Source organism: Bacillus sp. BC05(2025) (genome assembly GCF_056725905.1).
The window spans coordinates 96,401-116,144 of the sequence record NZ_JBWYRA010000008.1; the positions used below are offsets into that span (position 1 = coordinate 96,401).

The 19,744-nt window shown below is 36.2% G+C and carries 22 protein-coding genes and 1 riboswitch; of the genes, 7 read left to right on the forward strand and 15 right to left on the reverse strand.

Annotation, left to right across the window (positions count from 1 at the left end; genetic code table 11):
• Window positions 1–63: 63 nt before the first annotated feature.
• Window positions 64–486: a cell wall hydrolase CwlJ gene (gene cwlJ, locus ACZ76X_RS21805; protein WP_306186312.1), complete on the forward strand. Its 423-nt coding sequence runs from the start codon at window positions 64–66 to the stop codon at window positions 484–486.
• A 27-nt stretch (window positions 487–513) separates the two neighbouring features.
• Window positions 514–942 carry a spore coat protein GerQ gene (gene gerQ, locus ACZ76X_RS21810; RefSeq protein ID WP_098668217.1) on the forward strand — a complete coding sequence of 143 codons (429 nt, stop codon included), beginning with the start codon at window positions 514–516 and terminating at the stop codon, window positions 940–942.
• A gap of 30 nt (window positions 943–972) precedes the next feature.
• On the opposite strand, the gene ACZ76X_RS21815 is transcribed toward gerQ, so the two are convergent.
• From ACZ76X_RS21815 to ACZ76X_RS21825, 3 genes are all read right to left on the reverse strand, one after another.
• A complete protein-coding gene (locus ACZ76X_RS21815; RefSeq protein WP_000688311.1) occupies window positions 973–1,341 on the reverse strand; it encodes a DUF423 domain-containing protein in 369 nt (122 codons plus the stop codon).
• Between the two features lie 64 nt (window positions 1,342–1,405).
• On the reverse strand, window positions 1,406–1,690 hold the full coding sequence (locus ACZ76X_RS21820; protein ID WP_098668218.1) for a YwdI family protein: 285 nt from the start codon (window positions 1,688–1,690) through the stop codon (window positions 1,406–1,408).
• Window positions 1,691–1,696: 6 nt separating this feature from the next.
• Window positions 1,697–2,689 carry a potassium channel family protein gene (locus ACZ76X_RS21825; RefSeq protein ID WP_142337399.1) on the reverse strand — a complete coding sequence of 331 codons (993 nt, stop codon included), beginning with the start codon at window positions 2,687–2,689 and terminating at the stop codon, window positions 1,697–1,699.
• Window positions 2,690–2,784: 95 nt separating this feature from the next.
• On the opposite strand from ACZ76X_RS21825, the gene ACZ76X_RS21830 reads away from it, so the two are divergent.
• The 3 genes from ACZ76X_RS21830 to ACZ76X_RS21840 all read left to right on the forward strand — a co-directional run bounded on the left by ACZ76X_RS21830 (window position 2,785) and on the right by ACZ76X_RS21840 (window position 5,720).
• A complete protein-coding gene (locus ACZ76X_RS21830) occupies window positions 2,785–4,068 on the forward strand; it encodes a purine/pyrimidine permease (RefSeq protein ID WP_479851662.1) in 1,284 nt (427 codons plus the stop codon).
• A 327-nt stretch (window positions 4,069–4,395) separates the two neighbouring features.
• The gene (locus tag ACZ76X_RS21835; RefSeq protein ID WP_098668221.1) at window positions 4,396–5,217 is read left to right on the forward strand and encodes a Cof-type HAD-IIB family hydrolase; all 822 of its coding nucleotides are present in this window, start codon (window positions 4,396–4,398) and stop codon (window positions 5,215–5,217) included.
• Window positions 5,218–5,426: 209 nt separating this feature from the next.
• Window positions 5,427–5,720: a DUF3817 domain-containing protein gene (locus ACZ76X_RS21840; protein WP_098668222.1), complete on the forward strand. Its 294-nt coding sequence runs from the start codon at window positions 5,427–5,429 to the stop codon at window positions 5,718–5,720.
• Window positions 5,721–5,758: 38 nt separating this feature from the next.
• Here ACZ76X_RS21840 and ACZ76X_RS21845 read toward each other — a convergent pair whose 3' ends face one another.
• From ACZ76X_RS21845 to ACZ76X_RS21865, 5 genes are read right to left on the reverse strand one after another with little or no spacing between them, the layout of a single operon-like run.
• Complete coding sequence (locus tag ACZ76X_RS21845; protein WP_479851663.1) at window positions 5,759–6,436, reverse strand: uracil-DNA glycosylase; 678 nt, start codon at window positions 6,434–6,436, stop codon at window positions 5,759–5,761.
• Window positions 6,437–6,455: 19 nt separating this feature from the next.
• Window positions 6,456–7,448, reverse strand: coding sequence for an ABC transporter permease subunit (locus tag ACZ76X_RS21850; RefSeq protein ID WP_001206476.1), 993 nt, complete (start codon window positions 7,446–7,448; stop codon window positions 6,456–6,458).
• A complete protein-coding gene (locus ACZ76X_RS21855; protein ID WP_479851664.1) occupies window positions 7,441–8,358 on the reverse strand; it encodes an ABC transporter ATP-binding protein in 918 nt (305 codons plus the stop codon). The genes ACZ76X_RS21850 and ACZ76X_RS21855 overlap by 8 nt, the downstream gene beginning before the upstream one ends.
• On the reverse strand, window positions 8,355–9,236 hold the full coding sequence (locus ACZ76X_RS21860; protein WP_479851665.1) for an SGNH/GDSL hydrolase family protein: 882 nt from the start codon (window positions 9,234–9,236) through the stop codon (window positions 8,355–8,357). Before ACZ76X_RS21860 ends, ACZ76X_RS21855 begins: the two co-directional genes overlap by 4 nt.
• 10 nt (window positions 9,237–9,246) lie before the next feature.
• Complete coding sequence (locus tag ACZ76X_RS21865) at window positions 9,247–10,224, reverse strand: LacI family DNA-binding transcriptional regulator (protein WP_479851666.1); 978 nt, start codon at window positions 10,222–10,224, stop codon at window positions 9,247–9,249.
• Between the two features lie 98 nt (window positions 10,225–10,322).
• On the opposite strand from ACZ76X_RS21865, the gene ACZ76X_RS21870 reads away from it, so the two are divergent.
• The gene (locus tag ACZ76X_RS21870; protein ID WP_098668228.1) at window positions 10,323–10,949 is read left to right on the forward strand and encodes a YczE/YyaS/YitT family protein; all 627 of its coding nucleotides are present in this window, start codon (window positions 10,323–10,325) and stop codon (window positions 10,947–10,949) included.
• 30 nt (window positions 10,950–10,979) lie between these two features.
• Here the strand turns inward: ACZ76X_RS21870 and ACZ76X_RS21875 are convergent, their stop codons facing one another.
• From ACZ76X_RS21875 to ACZ76X_RS21890, 4 genes are all read right to left on the reverse strand, one after another.
• Window positions 10,980–12,275 (reverse strand): homoserine dehydrogenase, encoded by a 1,296-nt coding sequence (locus tag ACZ76X_RS21875; protein ID WP_479851667.1) that lies wholly within the window; start codon window positions 12,273–12,275, stop codon window positions 10,980–10,982.
• Window positions 12,276–12,416: 141 nt separating this feature from the next.
• Window positions 12,417–13,322 (reverse strand): homoserine O-acetyltransferase MetA, encoded by a 906-nt coding sequence (gene metA / locus ACZ76X_RS21880; protein WP_071715483.1) that lies wholly within the window; start codon window positions 13,320–13,322, stop codon window positions 12,417–12,419.
• On the reverse strand, window positions 13,306–14,604 hold the full coding sequence (locus ACZ76X_RS21885; RefSeq protein ID WP_479851668.1) for a bifunctional O-acetylhomoserine aminocarboxypropyltransferase/cysteine synthase: 1,299 nt from the start codon (window positions 14,602–14,604) through the stop codon (window positions 13,306–13,308). Before ACZ76X_RS21885 ends, metA begins: the two co-directional genes overlap by 17 nt.
• A gap of 93 nt (window positions 14,605–14,697) precedes the next feature.
• A riboswitch (SAM riboswitch) is annotated at window positions 14,698–14,801 on the reverse strand.
• A 273-nt stretch (window positions 14,802–15,074) separates the two neighbouring features.
• Entirely contained in the window at window positions 15,075–15,770 is a 696-nt protein-coding gene (locus ACZ76X_RS21890; RefSeq protein WP_479851669.1) for a YjjG family noncanonical pyrimidine nucleotidase, read from the reverse strand.
• 106 nt (window positions 15,771–15,876) lie between these two features.
• Between ACZ76X_RS21890 and ACZ76X_RS21895 the strand changes: the two genes are divergently transcribed.
• Window positions 15,877–16,548: a transcriptional regulator YeiL gene (locus tag ACZ76X_RS21895; RefSeq protein WP_479851670.1), complete on the forward strand. Its 672-nt coding sequence runs from the start codon at window positions 15,877–15,879 to the stop codon at window positions 16,546–16,548.
• 62 nt (window positions 16,549–16,610) lie between these two features.
• Here the strand turns inward: ACZ76X_RS21895 and ACZ76X_RS21900 are convergent, their stop codons facing one another.
• The 3 genes from ACZ76X_RS21900 to ACZ76X_RS21910 form a co-directional block, all read right to left on the reverse strand.
• Complete coding sequence (locus tag ACZ76X_RS21900) at window positions 16,611–17,237, reverse strand: FMN-dependent NADH-azoreductase (RefSeq protein WP_098668234.1); 627 nt, start codon at window positions 17,235–17,237, stop codon at window positions 16,611–16,613.
• 191 nt (window positions 17,238–17,428) lie between these two features.
• Window positions 17,429–18,076 (reverse strand): response regulator, encoded by a 648-nt coding sequence (locus tag ACZ76X_RS21905; RefSeq protein WP_098668235.1) that lies wholly within the window; start codon window positions 18,074–18,076, stop codon window positions 17,429–17,431.
• Between the two features lie 20 nt (window positions 18,077–18,096).
• Window positions 18,097–19,668 (reverse strand): GAF domain-containing sensor histidine kinase, encoded by a 1,572-nt coding sequence (locus tag ACZ76X_RS21910; RefSeq protein WP_479851671.1) that lies wholly within the window; start codon window positions 19,666–19,668, stop codon window positions 18,097–18,099.
• Window positions 19,669–19,744: the final 76 nt, after the last annotated feature.

Sequence of the window (19,744 nt, forward strand, 5' to 3'; positions counted from 1 at the left end):
ACACACTTCATCTAGAGATAAACCTCTTTCCACAAAGGATTCCAAAAAGAGAGGTGACACATAATGGGCGTTATCGCGTATAACGAAGAAGATGTAAAGTTATTAGCTAGACTGATGCGTGCTGAAGCTGAAGGAGAAGGTCAACAGGGAATGTTGATGGTCGGAAACGTTGGAGTAAATCGTGTCCGCGGAAATTGTTTAGATTTTAAAAGTATTCGTAATTTACGTCAAATGGTCTATCAAAACCCTGGCGGTTTTGAAGCAACACAAAAAGGTTATTTTTATCAGCGTGCGAGAGAACAAGATATCGCCTTAGCAAGGCGAACGATTCAAGGACAACGTTTCTGGCCTGCCAACTTTGCCTTATGGTTTTTTAGGCCTGAAGGTGCATGTCCACCAACTTGGTATAACCAACAAAACTCTGGTCGCTTCAAGAAGCACTGCTTCTTCCAGCCATCTGCTGGGGATTGCCCTAGCATATATTAAGGGATGAAAACAAGGAGGGATTTTTGAATGGCACAGCAACAAAACCCGTATTATGGAACAGGTTTTTATCAACCGTCTGGAACTTATGTACAACCGCAACAAATGACCCCACAACAACAACAACAGCAACAAGCGATGCAACAACAAGCTGCGCAAGCTCAATTTGCTGTTTCTCAAGGCATGTTACCATTAGAACAGTCTTATATTGAAAATATTCTCCGCTTGAACAAAGGCAAGCAAGCCACAGTTGTAATGACTTATGAACGTGGTAGCTCACTTGGTACACAATCGTACACGGGTATTATCGAAGCCGCTGGTCGTGATCATATTGTAATTAGTGAGCCACAATCAGGGAAACGTTATTTACTACTAATGATTTACTTAGATTATGTGGAATTCCCAGAAGAAATTACGTATTTACCTAGTCAACAAGCTACTTATGCTCCAAGACCATAAAAAAAGCTGGCATATGCCAGCTTTTGTTTTTTATAACCCTTTTACAACTGCAGTTCCGACTAAGATCCACGCCACAATAAACGCTACGCCACCAAGAGGTGTAATTGGGCCAAAGAACTTAATACCTGTCGTACTTAATGCATACAAACTGCCTGAAAACATAATAATTCCGGCTACCATAAGCCAGCCAGCAGTAGTTAAAAGTGATGATTGAATTTTATCCATCAATAAAGCAACTACGAATAGTCCACCTGCGTGAAACATTTGATATGTAACACCTGTTTTCCAAACTTCTAACATTTTTGCAGAAATTTTATTTTCTAAACCGTGTGCTCCAAAAGCTCCTAAAGCAACAGATAGCCCTGCTGCAATACAACCTAGTAAAAAGAAAATTTTCATCTTAATTCCCCTTTTTTACCTTTATCATAAGCAATTTTTTCATATAAGCCAAACGATTTATCTTCTAAAAATCAAATAAGGAATTACCGTTTGCATCACTTTCTTTTATATATACTGGCTCATCAGAAATCGGTGTGATTGGTTGCATTGTTATGGGTTGTGATCCGATGATTTGTGATTGAATTTGTGGCTCTCTATACGTAGAAGATTCAACCTGTTCATCTAATAGTAAATCACATAAAGCACGCACAACTAATACATGCTCTTTTGATTTTTGTCCTTCACTACTTTTTGCTTTTGCAATTTCATTCGCCATTTTATTTAAAATTTTATCACTCGATATTTGCATTCCTTTTCACCTCTTACTTTGTAGTTCCTTCTCAAATTGTCCCAGCTTCTCTACTGAACCAAATACTATTATCATATCATGTTCTTGTAGTTTTTCCTGCCCCGTTGGATTATGTATAACATTCCCATTTCTCAAAATCGCTAAAATTGTTACATCAAATTGATTTCTCACGTCACTCTCGAGTAATGATTTACTAGCTAAAATAGAGCCCTCACCGACTGCAATCTCTTCAATTACAAATGACTGCTCCACGCCATATAGTACTGTATCAATATAATGAACTGTTAGCGGATTCGCAATACCTTTTGCAATATGAATCCCTGCCATGCTAGATGGATTAATCACCTTATTTGCCCCAGCCCTCTTTAATTTGTCTTCAGTTTCTGGTTTTTCTGCTCTTGCCACAATTTTAATTGCATCGTTTAATCCTCTAGCTGTTAATGTAATAAATACATTTTCAGCATCATTTGCGACGATAGCAACTAAACCCGCTGCCTTTGAAATTCCGGCATGATGTAGCACTTGGTCTTCCGTTGCATCTCCATGTACATACAAAAGTTTTTCCTTCTCTAATATGCTTTCATCCTTATCCACGACGACAAATGGGATTTTCTTTTCTTGTAATTCATGTACAACTTGAAGCCCGACTCTACCACAACCACATACGATAATATGATTTTGTAACTGCGCTATTTGTTTATCCATCTTCTTCCTCCGCACTGCATGAAATAAATTCCCTTCAATAATCATAGCTGCCACTACACCAATTGCATATGTAACGATACCGACGCCAACAGGTATAATAAGAAGTGCAAAAACTTTTCCTGCATGTGTTACAGGAATGGCATCTCCGTATCCAACGGTTAATACAGTAATCATCGTCATCCAAAATGCTTGAAACAAACTAATCTCTTCAATCGTCATAAATCCTAACGTTCCTAGAATTACAACAAAGGTCATACATATAACTGCTATCCATAATTGCTTACGTGCATTCATATCGTGTTTCAACTCTTTTCTCTATCTACAATCTTTGCCAGTGGAAATGAAATACATATATACTAGATACGGAATCTATGAAAGAGGTTGATATAATGAAAACATTTCTTTCCGCCTTACAATGGGCGCTCTTTATTTTAGCTGGAAGCCTTATCGTACCAATTAGCGTCGCAACTAGTTATGGTCTCGATGGAGCTGAAGCTATTGCATTCGTACAAAGAACATTATTTGTTCTTGGTTTTGCTGGCCTACTGCAAGCTTTATTTGGGCATAAACTTCCTATTCAAGAAGGTCCTGCAGGGCTTTGGTGGGGGATTTTCTCCCTTTATGCAAGTTTAGGTGTCGTATTATTTGGATCCAGTAATGAAACACTTAAGGTCCTTCAGTACGCTTTCTTATTAAGCGGCATCATTTGTATTATTCTTAGCATTTTTGGACTTATCGATAAACTAGTTCGTTATTTTACACCGACAGTCATTGGAACATATTTATTTCTTCTTGTAGCACAACTGAGTGGGTCCTTCTTAAAGGGAATGTTTGGCCTTGACGGACAACATACAGAAGTACAAGCTGACGTATTTATTCTATCACTGATTGTTATTTTACTATCCTTCTTCATCATGAAGCTACCTATTATCGGACAATACTCTGTTCTTTTCAGCATCGTCTGCGGTTGGATTTTATTTGCATGTTTCGGATTATCTAATCCAGTAACGCCTGTAACAGATATAATCCGTTTTCCGTCTCTATTTGTTTTCGGGATGCCTCGTATTGAGTGGAACATGGCCATTACGGTCATTTTCGTTACACTATTACTTCTAACAAATATGTTAGCAAGCATTCGTGTTGTGCAAAAGGTTGTTTCTAAATATGAAGAGAATACGGCACCAGATCGTTTCAAACAAGCCGGCATTATAACGGGAATAAATCAATTGCTAGGAGGTCTTTTTTCAGCGATTGGACCTGTCGCTATTTCTGGATCAGCAGGCTTTATTGCAACGACTAATATTTATAAACGACTCCCATTTATGTTAGGATCAAGCTTTATTATTCTCGTTAGTATATTTCCAAAGATTACTTCATTCTTTGCGGCGATACCTGTCGCAGTTGGATATGCTGCCATTTATCCTGTATTTGCAAGCATGATTGGTCTTGCCTTCCGCGAATACGAAACGGTGCAGAATAAAGAACGATTATTTAAAGTAGCGGGGCTTTCAATCTTTACAGGCGTCGGCGTTATGTTCGTTCCAGCAGGGACATTTTCTACACTCCCACCATTTCTAGCATCATTTTTAAGTAACGGTCTCGTTCTTGGATCTGTAATGGCAATTTTGCTCGAAATACTATTTTCTCGTTCAACAGAAAAACAACGATCGTAAATTGGAAAACTTCCATTATTGCACTCTACCTATAGAGTTGTTACGATAATAATAAATTAAAAGCTAATCAGGAGTTAACGGTATAAATTATCATGGGCAACACGCTCATGGTAATTTATACTAACAATAGAGGACTTCTCCTAACTTCACATAAAGTGAAACTTTAATCAGTATGGGTTTTGTTCATCCCCACTGATTATCAGCCCTCATCAATCGGACTTTTACGGGCTGTTAATGCAGGATAAAGAGGTTCGATGTCTTACTATATATTACCCAACATCTTCATAAAACTTTATTTCTATTTCAACAAAGAGAGGAATTTTCAATATGACTTATAAAATGATTGTTTTAGATTTAGATGATACTTTATTACGTGATGACCATACTATTTCACCTCGCACGAAAGAGGCTCTAATGACCGCACAAGAGCAAGGTGTAAAAGTTGTACTTGCTTCTGGGCGTCCAACGTTTGGTATGCGCAATGTAGCGAAAGAACTTCGTTTAGAAGAATACGGCAGTTTCATTCTATCTTTTAATGGTGCAAAAATTATTAACTGTAAAACAAACGAAGAAATCTTTAGTAGTACGCTATCTCCTGAAATCGTTCACAACCTATTTGAAATTAGTAAAGCTGAAGATGTATGGATTCATACTTATATGGGCGATGATATCGTAACGGAAGAAAATAATCCTTATACTGAAATTGAGGGCGATATTACTGGTATGCCAATTGTTGTAGTAGATGACTTTAAAGCTGCTGTTAAAGAGCCTGTAGTAAAAGTATTAATGAATAAGGAAGCTGAACGTCTTGTTGAAGTTGAAAAGAAACTACAAAAACAACTAGAAGGCCAATTAAGCGTGATGCGTTCTAAACCATTCTTCTTAGAATTTACTGAAGCCGGTGTTACAAAAGGAACGAGCTTAAACAAACTGATCCAAAAGCTTGGCATTAAGCGTGAAGAAGTTATCGCAATGGGCGATAGCTATAACGACCAAGCAATGATTGAATTTGCTGGTCTTGGCGTTGCAATGGGTAATGCACCTGATGATATTAAAGAAATTGCAAACTACGTAACAGATACAAATATGAACGATGGCGTTGCAAAAGTTGTAGAGAAGTTCGTACTAAAACGAGAAGCGCTTGTTTAATATTTTCACCCATAAAACCTATTTGAAGTCAAATACTTCAAATAGGTTTTTCTTTAAATTCTCATGCTTTTGTGACTATATTTTGAACTTTGCACTATTCTCGTAGTGTAAACTTTCTTTTTGTATATAATGAAACAAAATAGACTATTTTATTTTGAAAAAGAATACAAATTTACTATATACAAGCATACGTTAAAGGAGGTTGCTTTATGTTATCTACACCAATCGGACGATTAAGAGCAATTGGACTAGTTGAGGGTATTTCTTTCCTATTACTATTATTTGTAGCAATGCCATTAAAATATTTCGCAGGATTTGCAACAGCTGTTAAAATTACAGGCATGGCTCATGGTGTTCTATTTATTCTATTCATCTTTGCAGTAATTCAAGTAACAATCGCACACCGTAAATCAATTTTATGGGCACTTGGAGCATTCGTTTCATCAGTTATCCCATTTGGTACTTTTGTGCTAGATGCTAAATTAAAGAACGAACAACAATAATAAAAAGGTAGTTAACGACTGTTAACTACCTTTTTTATTTACAGATTTGGAATTTCCCAATCAATTTCTCTTTCACCCATATTAGCTAAAATCGTATTCACTTTAGAATATGGTTTACTCCCAAAGAAACCACGTCTTGCTGATAGTGGACTCGGATGTACAGATTCGATAATATAGTGCCTCGTATTCGTAATTAACTTTTTCTTCGCCTGTGCATGACGTCCCCACAATATGAAAACAACTGGCTTTTCACGTTCATTTAATAGCTTAATTACCCGATCCGTGAAGTGCTCCCATCCTTTTCCTTTATGAGAATTTGCTTCACCTTGTCGAACTGTTAGTACAGTATTTAATAATAAAACTCCTTGCTCTGCCCACTTTACTAAATAACCGTTATTCGGGATTTCATAACCATATTCATCTCGAAGTTCTTTATACATATTTAGCAATGACGGTGGCGTTTTAATACCTGGTTGTACTGAAAAGCTTAAACCATGTGCTTGATCCGGTCCGTGATATGGGTCTTGTCCTAAAATAACGACCTTTGTATTTTCATAACTTGTATATTCTAGAGCGTTAAAAATATCTTCTACTTTCGGATAAACTACATGTGTGCTGTACTCTTCTCTCAAAAAATTAGCTAAAGTAAGATAGTATTCTTTCTCGAATTCCGGTGCCAATAATGGCCCCCAATCATTTTTTAAAACATTTTTCATACTTTCACTTCCCGTCCAATTAATTCACCATATCCTGCTTTGTAAATACTACAAACGAAATAATTAGGGACACAACGGCCCATACAGTTAAATTCATCAAAGAAAATCCCATCGATAAACCTTGTAATGCAGGTAATTTTCCTGATAAATAATCCGTTAATGATAAATTCACACTAAAAATATATTTTGCGCCTTCCCAAGATGTTGCAAACGAACTTAAAATACCGCCTGCAATTAATGCAGCTAGCATAACGCCCATACCAGCTGGTGTATTACGAATTAAAACAGAGACCATAAATGATATAGTTCCAACAACGATAGCAACAAACCAGGCTAGTCCATACGCCATTAAGATATATTGCCACTGCGGAATAAGGTGCACAAAGTTCGTATTTAACGTCTCCTTATCAATGACGAATCCTGTTAAAACAGGTAAATTCCATCCCGAGTACCCAAATACAAGCCCTGATAGTATGTAAGCAAACAAACCTACAAGAAACAGTATGAGCGAAATGAAAAATAACATCGTCACGTATTTACTAAGGAGTATTTTCCAGCGCCGAATCGGCCGCGTAAGTAACATCTTCATCGTCCCATCACTTCGTTCTCCTGAAACGATATCAATGGCGACAATCATTACGAGAAGCGGAATAAATAACGTAATTCCTTGTTCAATAAATGCCCTGACAAAAGTCGGTGCACCCGGTGCCATCGGGTTAATATCATGATCTAAATAATATTGTTGTTGCTCAACTCTTACCTTTAACCAATCACGCCATTCTTCTGGCAACCTAGAATTGTTCAATCGATTTTGAGAATCAACAATTTGCTGTTGTAATGAAACCTTCCAATCAGTTGTACCGAGTCTTTTTTGTGTCGTTTCTATTTCACGATACTGCGCGTACACAAAAAGTGGGATCAAGATTGCTAAAATAAGCATAACAACAAAAATACGTTTCTTGCGGTAAATCTTTTCTGATTCATTTAAAACTAGATTCGCAAATTCACGCATGCTGCTCACCCCTTGTGAGTTCAATAAATAAATCTTCTAGCGTAAATACAAGTTCCTTAACGCTATGTACGTCTATCCCGTTTTCTACAAAACGTTTATTCCAATTGCTTATAGATGCGATATTCATGCGGCATAGTAATCGATCACCTTCTATACTCACTTCTCTTACTTCCTCAGCATCTTCTAGCATATCTTTTGCCTTAAGAATTGGTGTAACAATCCATTCTACGCGATCACTTGCTGTTTGAATTAACTCTTCAACCTTGGCAACTGTTATCATCTTTCCTTTATGAATAATAGCAACGCGATCACATATCATTTGCACTTCACTTAACAAATGACTTGAAATAAACACACTCATATTTTCTTCTTTCACAAGCTTATGTATAAATTCCCTAAGTTCTCTAATCCCAGCTGGGTCTAAACCGTTTGTAGGCTCATCTAATATGAGCAATTTGGGATTTCCAAGAAGCGCTTGCGCAATACCAAGACGCTGTTTCATACCGAGTGAGTATGTTTTTACCTTATCGTGAATTCTTTCATCCAAATGAACCATTTGAGCAATTTCAATAATACGTTCATCTGATATACCACCTAACATACGGGCAAATTGTTTTAAATTTTCCCATCCCGTTAAATAGGTATACAGTTCTGGGTTTTCAACGATACTCCCAATTTGACGCATCGCTTCTCTGAAATTTTCCTTAATAGAATAACCGCCGATAGAAATCGTGCCTTCTGTTTCTTTAATCAATCCAACTAACATTCGAATGGTAGTCGTTTTTCCAGCACCATTCGGCCCTAGGAAGCCAAACACTTCTCCTTGTTTTACATCAAAGGAAATATTCTCTACAATCGTCTTCTTTCCAATTACCTTCTTCACGTCTCGTACGGAAAGTATCGTCGTCATTTTACCCCTCCTTGTTCTAGTTTTAATTTACTCGCAACATTTTGAACTAATCGGTCCGCCATATATGTATATCCTATTTCATTCGGATGGAAATGATCGGAGTATAATAAATCTTTCCCACGGTTTTGGAATAAATCAAATGTCGGTGTAATATACACATTTTTATTATTTATTGCCAATTTTTCTAAAGATGCATTCCAGTCTACAACAATGTTTGAAGACCCTTTTAAATCTTCTACATCTTCAAAAGGATTATATAAACCTAGCCAAAAAATTGGGCTATCTGTATTTAACTTACGAACTTCTTCTATAATTTTCTTCGCTTCATTCTGGAATGTTTCTGTATCAGGACGGTATGTTTCTAAATCTATCTTTCCAAGCGAGTCCCAACCTGGGAATAAATCATTTCCTCCAATCGTTAAAACGATTACATCTGCTTGCTTAATTGAATATTGAGCGCCACTACTCTCAATTTGTTTTAATAAGTCAGGCATTTTCGCACCACTAACTGCTAAGTTAGTTAAAGCAACCTTTTGCTTATAATCTTTTTGTAAATCTTCTTTCATCCGTCCAACATAACCAATTCCTTCTTTATCACCAACACCGCGTGTTAATGAATCACCTAAAGTAACGATTTGTAATGTTCCCGTTTTCTTTTTCTCTTTTGCCACTACATCGGTCTTTTTAATTAAATTTGAAGCTTTCGGATTTAATACATCATTTACACCTGAAACAAAGCCATATGCAAATAAACAGAAAGATGCAATTGTAATGAGTAGAATTACTTTTACTACTTTTGATCTCATATCAAAACCCCTTTTAGCCCTCATAGATTGTCCATAATTATACCAAACGCAATTTTGAAAAGCGATTTTCAAACCTTATCTATTATGTTGTTTCCCTATGTACTAATTCTGGCAATAACTCTACGTGCTTTACATCGATTTGCTCATCATTAATCTTTTCATATAATAATTCAAATGCCGTTGCGCCAACATTTTTACTACAATACGAAATCGTCGTAATGCCTAAAATATCTGCCACATCTTGATCATCACAACCGATAATCGTAATATCTTCCGGAATACGAATGCCTTGTTTTTTCGCTTCCGTTACCATCCCCGCGGCAATATGGTTGCAAGATACAAGAAACGCTGTTGGTTTTACTGACATACGTGTCCATTCCCTAATCACATTACGCCCATCTTCCACTGTAAAACAGCCTTTAAACTTCCAAGCCTCTATCGGTGTTACAGCAATTTGTTGAAGGGAATCTTCATATGCTTGTTTTCTTCTCTGACTATTAATGCTATTACTTCTTCCAATGCAATACCCAATACTTGTATGACCCGCATCTATTAAGCTTTTCATTCCACGTGAAAACACTTTATAGTAATCAATATGCACACTCGAAATGAAATTCGAGTCGATTTCTTCGCACATAACAATAGGGCCGAATTTCGTATATTCTTCAAGCTTTTCCTCACTATTTGCCCGCGAACATATAATAACCCCATCAAGTTTTTTCATTTTTAACATATTCAAAATTTCTAATTCCTTTTCCTCACTATAATTCGTCTGACAAAGCATCATATTATAATTATTCTTTGCTGTTTCCTTTGATATTCCCTCGATAATAGCGCTATAATATTGATCATTTACGTGCGGTAATAAAACGCCAATTACATTCGTTTTTCCTTTCACCAAATGAATTGCATTCACATTTTGCGTATAATTTAATTCCTCTATAATTGCTAAAATTTCTTTTCGTTTCTGTTCATTCACATATGGATGATTATTTAGTACACGTGAAACAGTTGAAACAGATACCCCAGCAAGCTCAGCAATCTTCCTTATATTCGTCATCTCATTTTCCCCTTCCCTGCAAAAATTCTCCCTTGACCTGGTAAGCTTTCCACAATATATCCTTTCCTAGCAAATACTTTTTGAAAGGATATACAACTATGCTTCGACTCAAATTAGAATATATATTTTTCATTGGCGGTCTACTCATTCTCGCCATCGGCATTAATATGATGACGACAATTACTTCCTTTGGACTTAGCCCTTATGATTCCTTCTTTATTGCACTATATCAAAATTTCGGGATAAGTATCGGTTTTTGGATTTTCATGATTAACTTTGCTTTTACCCTTATCGTACTCTTTTGGAATAAAAAACAAATTACGATCGGTACAATTGTAACAATGGTTCTTATTTCTCTTTTTGTTGATTGGATCGGTTCCCTTACAACTATTATGGACGCTATCCGTTCTCTTCCAAAATATATAACACTTATTTGCGGAAATCTATTCGTTGGAGCTGGAATTGGTCTTTACGTCTCTACAAACCTTTGTGCAGCACCTCAAGAAGCTTTCGTTTTAACAGTTGCTGAGAAAAAGAAATGGACATTTAGAAGGACAGAAATTTCGTTAGCATTCTTATTTTTAACATTAAGCTTCTTATTAGATGGACCTATCTATTTTGGAACAATCATTTTATCCTTTACAACAGGCTGGATTATCCAAGCATTTATTCAAGTTGGTACGAAGATTTTAAATAGAAAAGAGCCTATTAAGCAAGCTGCTTAATAGGCCCTTTTTGTTTTATGATACGAGATGCTACTTCGCATCCCCTTCAATTCGATAATTTGCTTTCAAACAATCTATTTCTTCATACGATTGCAATGTATGTAGAATATAATCATAATCAGCAAGAGACGCACGATGCGTTACAATGACAATTTCAGCCTTTCCTTTCTCTTCAAGTGGCATTTGAATAATCTTTTCAAAGCTAACGCCACGCTCAGAGAATAACGAAGTAATTTTTGCAAATACACCAATTTCATCTTTCACATGAAGTCTTAAAAATTTCTTCACAACAATTTCGTCTGGCTCTTTTAATACTTTTTGATATTGCGGGACTACAGCACTATTTCCTGTTACCCCTAATCTAATATTTTGCATTACAGCTACTAAATCGGAAACAACAGCTGTTGCTGTCGGTAAACTTCCTGCACCTGGTCCATAAAACATCGTTTCTCCGACCGCTTCCCCATACACATATACAGCGTTATATTCGTTTTGTACGGCCGCAAGAGGATGTGTATTTGGAAGTAGTGTCGGTTCAACTGTAACCTCTAATTTTTCACCATCTCGCTTCGCAAGACCAATTAATTTAATCGTGTATCCTAAACTCTTACTGTATTCAATATCTTCTTCTGTAATAGAAGTAATTCCTTTTACCTTCACATCTCCAAGCTCTACATTTGTAGAGAAACCAAGGGTAGCCAAAATCGTCATTTTTCTTGCTGCATCTAAACCTTCTACATCTGATGTTGGATCTGCTTCTGCAAATCCAAGTTGCTGAGCTTCTTTTAACACGTCGTTATATGCTCTCCCTTCATCTGACATTTTCGTCAAAATAAAATTTGTCGTTCCATTTACAATTCCCATTACTTTCGTAATAAGATCTGAAGAAAGTCCCTCTACGATACTTCGTAGAATCGGAATCCCTCCGGCTACACTTGCTTCATAAAACAAATCTGCTTTATTATCTTTTGCTACCGCTAAGAGTTCCGCTCCATGTAACGCCATTAAATCTTTATTGGCAGTCACAACATGCTTCCCGCTTTGTAAAGCTTGTAAAATATATGATTTTGCGTCATCAATGCCACCCATCACTTCGATGACAACATCAATACTTGGATTATCTAAAATTTCATTTGCATTTTGCGTTAATAGAGTAGAAGGTACCTCTACTTCTCTCTCTTTTTCAATATTTTGTACTAGTACTTTCGTTACTTTTACAGGACAACCTACTTGGTGTATGAGTCGCTCTTGATGATCTGTAATGATACGAACTACACCGCTACCAACTGTCCCAAGACCTAATAAACCAACTTGAATTTCTTTCATAATACTGTCCACCCCTTAAAAATTGTGTTTAGATGAAATTATATGAGTAAAAAATCTGAAAAACAATGTTTTTAGAACATTCGGAAAAATATAAGTTAACCATTGCAAAGAAAACGTTGCCACGTGTTACACAATCTTTTTTTATAATACATAAGGGGTTTCTTGATACACGTAATAATTTAGCCAATTAGAGAATAATAGATTTCCATGGCTTCTCCACCTTACAAGCGGTTTTTCATTTGGATTATCATACTTAAAATAATTTTTCGGCACATCAATATTTAACCCTTTTTCACGATCTCGTTCATATTCTTGCTTTAACGTATCACAACTATATTCACTGTGACCGAGCGCAAACACTTGTCTTCCTTCTTGCCCAATAACAAGATGAACACCCGCTTCCTCAGAGTTTGCTAATAACGTTAACTCTTTCACTTCTCTAATGTCACTCTCTCGTACTTCCGTATGACGAGAATGCGGGGCAAAAAATAACTCATCAAACCCTTGTAACAGTTTCACATGTTGCTCACGCACTTCATGTTCAAATACACCAAACATTTTTTCCTTAAGAGGATACTTTGGAACGCCATAATGATGATACAAACCAGCCTGTGCTCCCCAGCAAATATGAAGCGTAGATGTTACGTTCTTTTTTGAATACTCCATAATACGTTTAAGCTCTTCCCAATAATCTACCTCTTCAAAGGAAAGGGTTTCAACTGGCGCTCCTGTAATAATCAGTCCATCAAATTTCTCATTCTCAATATCACGGAATGTCTTATAAAAACTCGTTAAATGTTCCTGTGCTACATTACGGGATAAATGTGATTCCATATGAAGTAAATGAACATCTAATTGTAACGGTGTATTGCCAATTAAACGAAGTAATTGCGCTTCTGTTTCTTGCTTTGTAGGCATTAAATTTAATATAGCAATTTTCAAAGCCCGTATATCTTGTGTCTCTGCTCGCTCCTTCGTCATTACAAAAATATTTTCCTCCTGCAACACTTTGCGAGCTGGTAAATCTTTATCAATTATGATTGGCATGTTGTTTGCCTCCGACTAACGCTGCTTCTAAATCGGCAATAATATCAGAAACATCTTCTATACCAACCGATAAACGAATTAAATCTGATGTAACACCAGCTAGACGTTGATCTTCAGCACTTAATTGTCTATGCGTTGTACTAGCGGGATGTATAACGCAAGTTCGCGCATCAGCTACATGCGTTACGAGAGTTGCTAGTTTTACATTTGCGATAAATTCTTTCGCTGCTTCTAATCCTCCCTTAATGCCGAATGTTAAAACCCCACTAGCACCTTTCTTCAAATACTTTTGTGCTAACGAATAATTTTCATTACTATCTAATCCCGGATAATTCACCCATTCAATACGATCGTGGTTAGCAAGCCACTTAGCAACTGCAAGAGCATTTTCACTATGACGCTCCATTCGTAAATGCAGTGTTTCTAAACCGATATTGCTAATATACGCATTAAATGGGCTCATACAGTTTCCGTAGTCTCTTAATAATTGAACACGTGCCTTCACAATATAAGCTGCTGCACCAAAATTTTGAACGTAACTTACGCCGTGATAACTTGGATCCGGTTCAACTAGTTCAGGATATTTCCCTTTTGTCCAATCGAAGTTCCCTCCGTCAATGACAATGCCACCTAACGAACTCGCATGACCATCAATATATTTCGTCGTAGAATGAACGATAATATTTGCTCCATGTTCAAATGCTTGGCATAAATAAGGAGTTGCTAATGTATTATCCACGATAAAAGGCACTTCCAACTCTTTCGCTGCATCTGAAAGTTCTTTGAAATTTAAAACGTTCATCGCTGGATTTCCTAGCGATTCTGCATAAACGAGTTTCGTCTTATCATTAGCAAGGGCCACAATTTCATCAGCAGTTAAATTCGGATTAAAGAATGTAACATCAATACCAAGCTTACGCAAACTCACTCCAAATAAATTAAACGTCCCGCCATAAACTGTGGAAGAACAAAGCAAGTGGTCTCCGCTACTACAAATATTTAAAACAGCAAGCATAATAGCAGCCTGCCCAGAAGCCGTTGCAACAGCTCCTACACCACCCTCTAAATCCGCTAGCTTTTGCTCAAATGCAGCTAAAGTAGGATTTCCAATACGCGTATATATATACCCTTCCGCCTCTAAGTTAAATAAGGCTGCTAAATCATCCGAAGTATCGTATTTATACGTTGTACTTTGATAAAGTGGTAAAACCCGCGGTTCACCATTCTTTGGCGTATAGCCACCTTGCACACAAATTGTTCCTTTTCCCCATGATTCTCCCATCTCTCATTCTCCTTTCTTTTTATACAAAATAAAAAACTGCTCCTTTCCTGAAAACAAGAAAGGAGCAGTTTGAAAACACGCTCTAAAGGCTCTTTCTTATCTTTCAGGATATTACCTGCAGGATTTGGCACAATTCCGTTATACGGCTGTTGCCAAGGTTTCATCGGGCCTGTCCCTCCACCTTTTCTTGATAAGACTATGCAATTACCGTTGATTTTATAGCAATAATTTCCTAATGTCAATCTGTTTTTCTGAATGTTCTAAATTAACTACAAAGAATTTGATGTACATAATAAAAGAAATATATTCTATATCCATTTGAAAAAGACCTTTTAAAACCTCCGCTTAATTTACTATTACCAATGCTTGGTGCAGCTGCTATCGGAAATGTATTTCCACTTCCAAAACATAACGAAACTACAAATTTAAAAAATAGGCAGTAGGGACAAAAGTTCCACTGCCCATTCTCATTACAAACGTTGCTTCAATAATGCATATAACTCTTCAAAATTTTGCACTTCATATGTTGGTACAATCTCACTATGATTTGATTTTTTCTCTGGATTAAACCAACAAGTATCAATTCCTGCTACATATCCACCTTTTATATCAGCGCTTAACGAATCCCCAATAATGAGCCCTTCTTCAGGAGAAAAATTGGGAATTCGCTCAAAAACATAATCAAAATACTCCTTCATTGGCTTTTGATAACCTGTATCTTCAGAAACAAAAATATCTTTAAACATTGAATGTAATCCTGCATTACGCAAACGTTTATCTTGCGTCTTAGAAACACCGTTTGTCACTATATATAAATCATACTCCCCTTGAATTTGATTTATAAATTCAAATGCACCTTGTATGAGTTGATTCCCTTCCTCTAAGTAGTTACGATAATTATTTTCGAATAATATCCCATCTACTTCTTCCCCGTATTCTTTAAACAAAATCGAAAATCGTGTATTTACGACTTCATCACGATTTATTTCACCTTCTTCAAAAGCAGTCCAAAGACCTTTATTAACTTTTTTATACCGCGCTTCAACTTCTCTACTTAGAGGAATCCCTTTCTCTTCAAACAGCATACGTAACGCCTCTTTCTCCGCCTTTTGAAAGTCTAACAATGTATCATCTACATCAAATAATAGTGTTTTGTATTTTTTCATAAACCCCTCACACTCTCTTTTCTACAAAAACAAATTTAAGTAAATCGTATCATTCTTTCTTGTAAAAATAATAGGAGATATCTCATACTAAGTATGAGGTGAAAATATGAAAGTCAGCAAAAATAGCGAAGAAATCTCTCATTACATACAAACTTACAATTTCCATACTCTCTTTTCTTTTGACATCTTACCGTATGCTGAACTACATTCCTTTCAGAAGAGAGAAAAGATATGTAATGAAGGGGTTCATGTTCCTTATCTTTATTACTTAATTTCCGGGAAAGCAAAAATATATATGAGTCACAAAAACGGAAAGATCTCCTTAATTAACTTTATTCAAGCACCTTCGTTCATTGGAGAATTAGGATTAATTGGCGTGGAATCCGTCACGAAAACGGTGGAAGTAATCGAAGATTGTATATGCTTAGCGCTTCCTCTTAAAGATTGTCAGCATCTTTTGTTACAAGATGCTATCTTTCTACAGAAACTATGCAAATTTATCGGTAAAAAAACAATTACCCGAACAGAAAGTTACGCTAAAAATAATAGTTACCCATTCGAAAACCGTTTAGCAGCGTTTATTCTATTAACAGAACAAAATAACAGTTATACAGAAAAACATACCGAGGTCTCGGAATATTTAAATGTCAGCTACCGCCATCTTTTATATGTATTAAACCAGTTTTGCCAACAACATTATTTAAAAAAAGACGGAAGAACCTATTACATACAAGATCGAATGCAATTGGAAAAACTAGCTGACGAACTGAAAATATAAAAAAGTAGCATTAACGCTAATCTGTTAATGCTACTTTGTTCGAGTGACGATTCTGTTTTCAATTAAAATTTGCTTGCTACTTTAGCTGCTTCTTCAAGACCCGCTGCAATGATTTCTTCTGCTTTATCTGGGAATTGATTATGTCCTTCAATAACTACTGTTTCCATGTTTGTTGCACCGAAGAAGCCCATCATGCTTGCTACATATTTAACAGCCATTTCTACTTCGGCTGCTGGGCCTTCAGAATATACGCCGCCGCGCGCGTTTAATAATGCAATCTTCTTATCTCCAATTAGACCAACTGGGCCTTCTGGCGTATATTTAAACGTTTTACCAGCTCGGTTTAAATAATCAATATATGTGTGCAATACTGCTGGAATCGTTAAGTTCCATAATGGGAAACCGAAAACGACTTTATCAGCTTCTAAAAATTGATTTAAATACTTATCAGCAACCGCTACTGCTTTTGCTTCCTCTTCCGTTAAATCAAATCCTTTACCTGCTTTGAATGTACCATTAATCATATCTACGCCTACATATGGTAATTCTTCTTTATATAAATCAAGTTCTACTACTGTATCATTTGGATGTGCTTCTTTATAGTTTGCTAAAAATGCCTCGTATAATTTCACACTAACTGCTTGTTCCGCTGGGCGGTTGTTTGCTTTTACAAATAAAACTGTTGTCATTGCCTTTTCCTCCTACTACTCACTCGTATGTTGTTATATGCTTTCAAAAAAGGTATCCCTTGTAATTGTTGTTTTGTTGCTTACAAACATATTTTATCTTTATATCAAGACAATTTCTTCCTCACATAGACGTATTTTTCCATAAAAAAAGTCCACCTTCTAAAGGCGAACTAGGTCTTACGACTTTTGTCTTATACGACTCCATTTTTCACTGCATATAACGCCGCTTGCGTACGATCAGATAAATTCAACTTACTCAAAATACTACTGACATGAGCTTTTACCGTTTTTTCTGTAATAACTAAAACAGAAGCGATTTCTTTATTACTCATCCCCTTCGCTAAGAGTTGCAACACTTCATTTTCTCTTGCTGTTAGCACATCTACTTGAATAGAAGGTTCCTCTTCTTTTTCTTCCACAGGTAACGTTTGAGAGAGAAGGGCATTGGCTATATCGGGATGTAATTGAATATTACCTTTATATGCGCTTCGAATCGCTTCAACAAGCTGATCCGGTTCTACATCTTTTAAAATATAGCCACTTGCTCCCGCCCTTAATGCTGGTAAAACATGCGCCTGATCAGAAAAACTAGTTAATACAATTACTTTCACATTTGGATATTCTTTTTTTATACACGCTGTCGCCTCAACACCATCCATTTCAGGCATGTATAGATCCATTAGTACAACATCAGGATTTGTCTCCCCTACTTTCACTAATGCCTCTTTCCCATTACTTGCTTCTCCAACTAACTCTAAATCTTCCTGCGTACTTAAGAAAAATGCCAATCCTTTTAAAACAACTGTATGATCATCGACTAACAATACTTTTATATTCACGAACTTCCCTCATTTTCACATCATAATGGTACGCTTATTTTTACACTTGTTCTTTTCTTACCACTTATAATTTTAATTGTTCCACCGACTAATTCCACTCTTTCTCGCATCGTAGTCATGCCAAGTGATTTCTTCTCTTTTATATCCTTTTCTACAAAGCCGTTTCCTTGATCGACTATTTCCAATGATACATTCTTCTCCGTCACTTTGAAATAAATCGTCGCTTCTCTAACATTCGCATGTTTGCTTACGTTATTTAAAGCTTCTTGTCCAATTCTCCATAGCGCTTCCTCTACTACGCGTGGCAAATCACGGACACCTGTAACTTGTTCCCTAATTTTCAGTCCCAAGTTTTCACCGTACTGCTTTAAAGCTGGTAGTAATCCTTTCTCTAAACCAGCTGGACGTAATTGCCAAATTAACGTCTTCATTTCCTTTAAAGCTCCTTGCGCTAATTCACGCATCTCATGCAAAGATTGGTCTACCTTTTCATTTTGATCTTTTAAAACCGCCTCAGCACCTTTTGTCATAAAGGTTAATGAAAATAATTTTTGTGAAACTGAATCATGTAAATCCCTTGCTAATCGGTTTCTTTCTTCCATTCGTACAAGTTCACGTCGTTGCTCATTTAATCTTATATTTTCTATTACAAAGGAAATATGATTTGTTATTGCTTGAAGTACATCTATCGTATTCACATCAAATTCACCATTATTTGAACTAACACATAAAACACCAAATATATGACTTTGAATCTGTATTGGTGTAGCAATAATCGTTCTATTAAAGGCTACCTTATGATGGGTTTGATGATTTAATAAAATAGGTTCACTTTTTTCTAACGCTTCTTTCGCTGCTTCTTTTATATCCTCTTGTAATTCTTCCTGGCAATAAGATGCCCGCAAGGATAATTCTTTTTCTTCCCTAATAAAGAATGCGATTTGATTCCACTGAAACACTTCACCTAATTGATTTACAACTTTTTCAGGTAATAGATTAATTTGATGAATCGTTCTTAAAACTTGAATGAACCGTTCTAACTTTACATAATAATGCGCTCTTCGCTTCTCATTTTCATATAACTTCGCTCGTTTTAAAGCCGTTCCAATTTGAAAAGCAACTGATTGGAGCAACACTAGCTCTTCTTCTGAAAAATGTGTTTTACCTGGGCTCGCCACATTTAACAAACCAAATTTTTCTCCTCCAGCCTTTAAAGGAACGGTAGCATGATGAAGAATCCCTTCCGTATCTCCCCAATTATATTCAATTGCGTTATTAATTCTTTTACATTCAATAATATTAACAGCCCGCTCTAATTTTCCATCCACAAAGCCTCGTAAACACCAACATTCCCCTTCACACATCGGGCGTTTGTTTTCATATGTAAGTGCCTCTGGTAACTGGTAATCAATTAATTTCGTATATCTCCCATTTTCATCCGCCAGAAAAATCCATCCTGTCGTTAAACCCGTTACACTAAGTAATTTTTCTAGTACTGCTTGCAATACATGATATGTATCATTTGATGTATTTAGTGTTTCTGCAATTTCTTTTAATATAACTAATTCATTTGTACGATTCTCTTGAAACATAATTCGTCTCCTACATACAAGATTTTACATAGCCTCTAACATAAATCATCTACTTTTCACTTTGTACTTATTCGTA

Excerpts from the sequence above, each read along its gene's own strand:
- ACZ76X_RS21890 (WP_479851669.1), bottom strand. The coding sequence starts at position 15,770 with ATGAAAAAATACAAAACACTATTATTTGATGTAGATGATACATTGTTA.
- gerQ (WP_098668217.1), top strand. The coding sequence starts at position 514 with ATGGCACAGCAACAAAACCCGTATTATGGAACAGGTTTTTATCAACCG.
- ACZ76X_RS21895 (WP_479851670.1), top strand. The coding sequence starts at position 15,877 with ATGAAAGTCAGCAAAAATAGCGAAGAAATCTCTCATTACATACAAACT.
- ACZ76X_RS21835 (WP_098668221.1), top strand. The coding sequence starts at position 4,396 with ATGACTTATAAAATGATTGTTTTAGATTTAGATGATACTTTATTACGT.
- ACZ76X_RS21830 (WP_479851662.1), top strand. The coding sequence starts at position 2,785 with ATGAAAACATTTCTTTCCGCCTTACAATGGGCGCTCTTTATTTTAGCT.
- ACZ76X_RS21845 (WP_479851663.1), bottom strand. The coding sequence starts at position 6,436 with ATGAAAAATGTTTTAAAAAATGATTGGGGGCCATTATTGGCACCGGAA.
- metA (WP_071715483.1), bottom strand. The coding sequence starts at position 13,322 with ATGCCAATCATAATTGATAAAGATTTACCAGCTCGCAAAGTGTTGCAG.
- ACZ76X_RS21900 (WP_098668234.1), bottom strand. The coding sequence starts at position 17,237 with ATGACAACAGTTTTATTTGTAAAAGCAAACAACCGCCCAGCGGAACAA.
- ACZ76X_RS21875 (WP_479851667.1), bottom strand. The coding sequence starts at position 12,275 with ATGAAAGAAATTCAAGTTGGTTTATTAGGTCTTGGGACAGTTGGTAGC.
- ACZ76X_RS21840 (WP_098668222.1), top strand. The coding sequence starts at position 5,427 with ATGTTATCTACACCAATCGGACGATTAAGAGCAATTGGACTAGTTGAG.
- ACZ76X_RS21825 (WP_142337399.1), bottom strand. The coding sequence starts at position 2,689 with ATGAATGCACGTAAGCAATTATGGATAGCAGTTATATGTATGACCTTT.
- ACZ76X_RS21865 (WP_479851666.1), bottom strand. The coding sequence starts at position 10,224 with ATGACGAATATAAGGAAGATTGCTGAGCTTGCTGGGGTATCTGTTTCA.
- ACZ76X_RS21850 (WP_001206476.1), bottom strand. The coding sequence starts at position 7,448 with ATGCGTGAATTTGCGAATCTAGTTTTAAATGAATCAGAAAAGATTTAC.
- ACZ76X_RS21910 (WP_479851671.1), bottom strand. The coding sequence starts at position 19,668 with ATGTTTCAAGAGAATCGTACAAATGAATTAGTTATATTAAAAGAAATT.
- cwlJ (WP_306186312.1), top strand. The coding sequence starts at position 64 with ATGGGCGTTATCGCGTATAACGAAGAAGATGTAAAGTTATTAGCTAGA.
- ACZ76X_RS21885 (WP_479851668.1), bottom strand. The coding sequence starts at position 14,604 with ATGGGAGAATCATGGGGAAAAGGAACAATTTGTGTGCAAGGTGGCTAT.
- ACZ76X_RS21870 (WP_098668228.1), top strand. The coding sequence starts at position 10,323 with ATGCTTCGACTCAAATTAGAATATATATTTTTCATTGGCGGTCTACTC.
- ACZ76X_RS21815 (WP_000688311.1), bottom strand. The coding sequence starts at position 1,341 with ATGAAAATTTTCTTTTTACTAGGTTGTATTGCAGCAGGGCTATCTGTT.
- ACZ76X_RS21855 (WP_479851664.1), bottom strand. The coding sequence starts at position 8,358 with ATGACGACGATACTTTCCGTACGAGACGTGAAGAAGGTAATTGGAAAG.
- ACZ76X_RS21820 (WP_098668218.1), bottom strand. The coding sequence starts at position 1,690 with ATGCAAATATCGAGTGATAAAATTTTAAATAAAATGGCGAATGAAATT.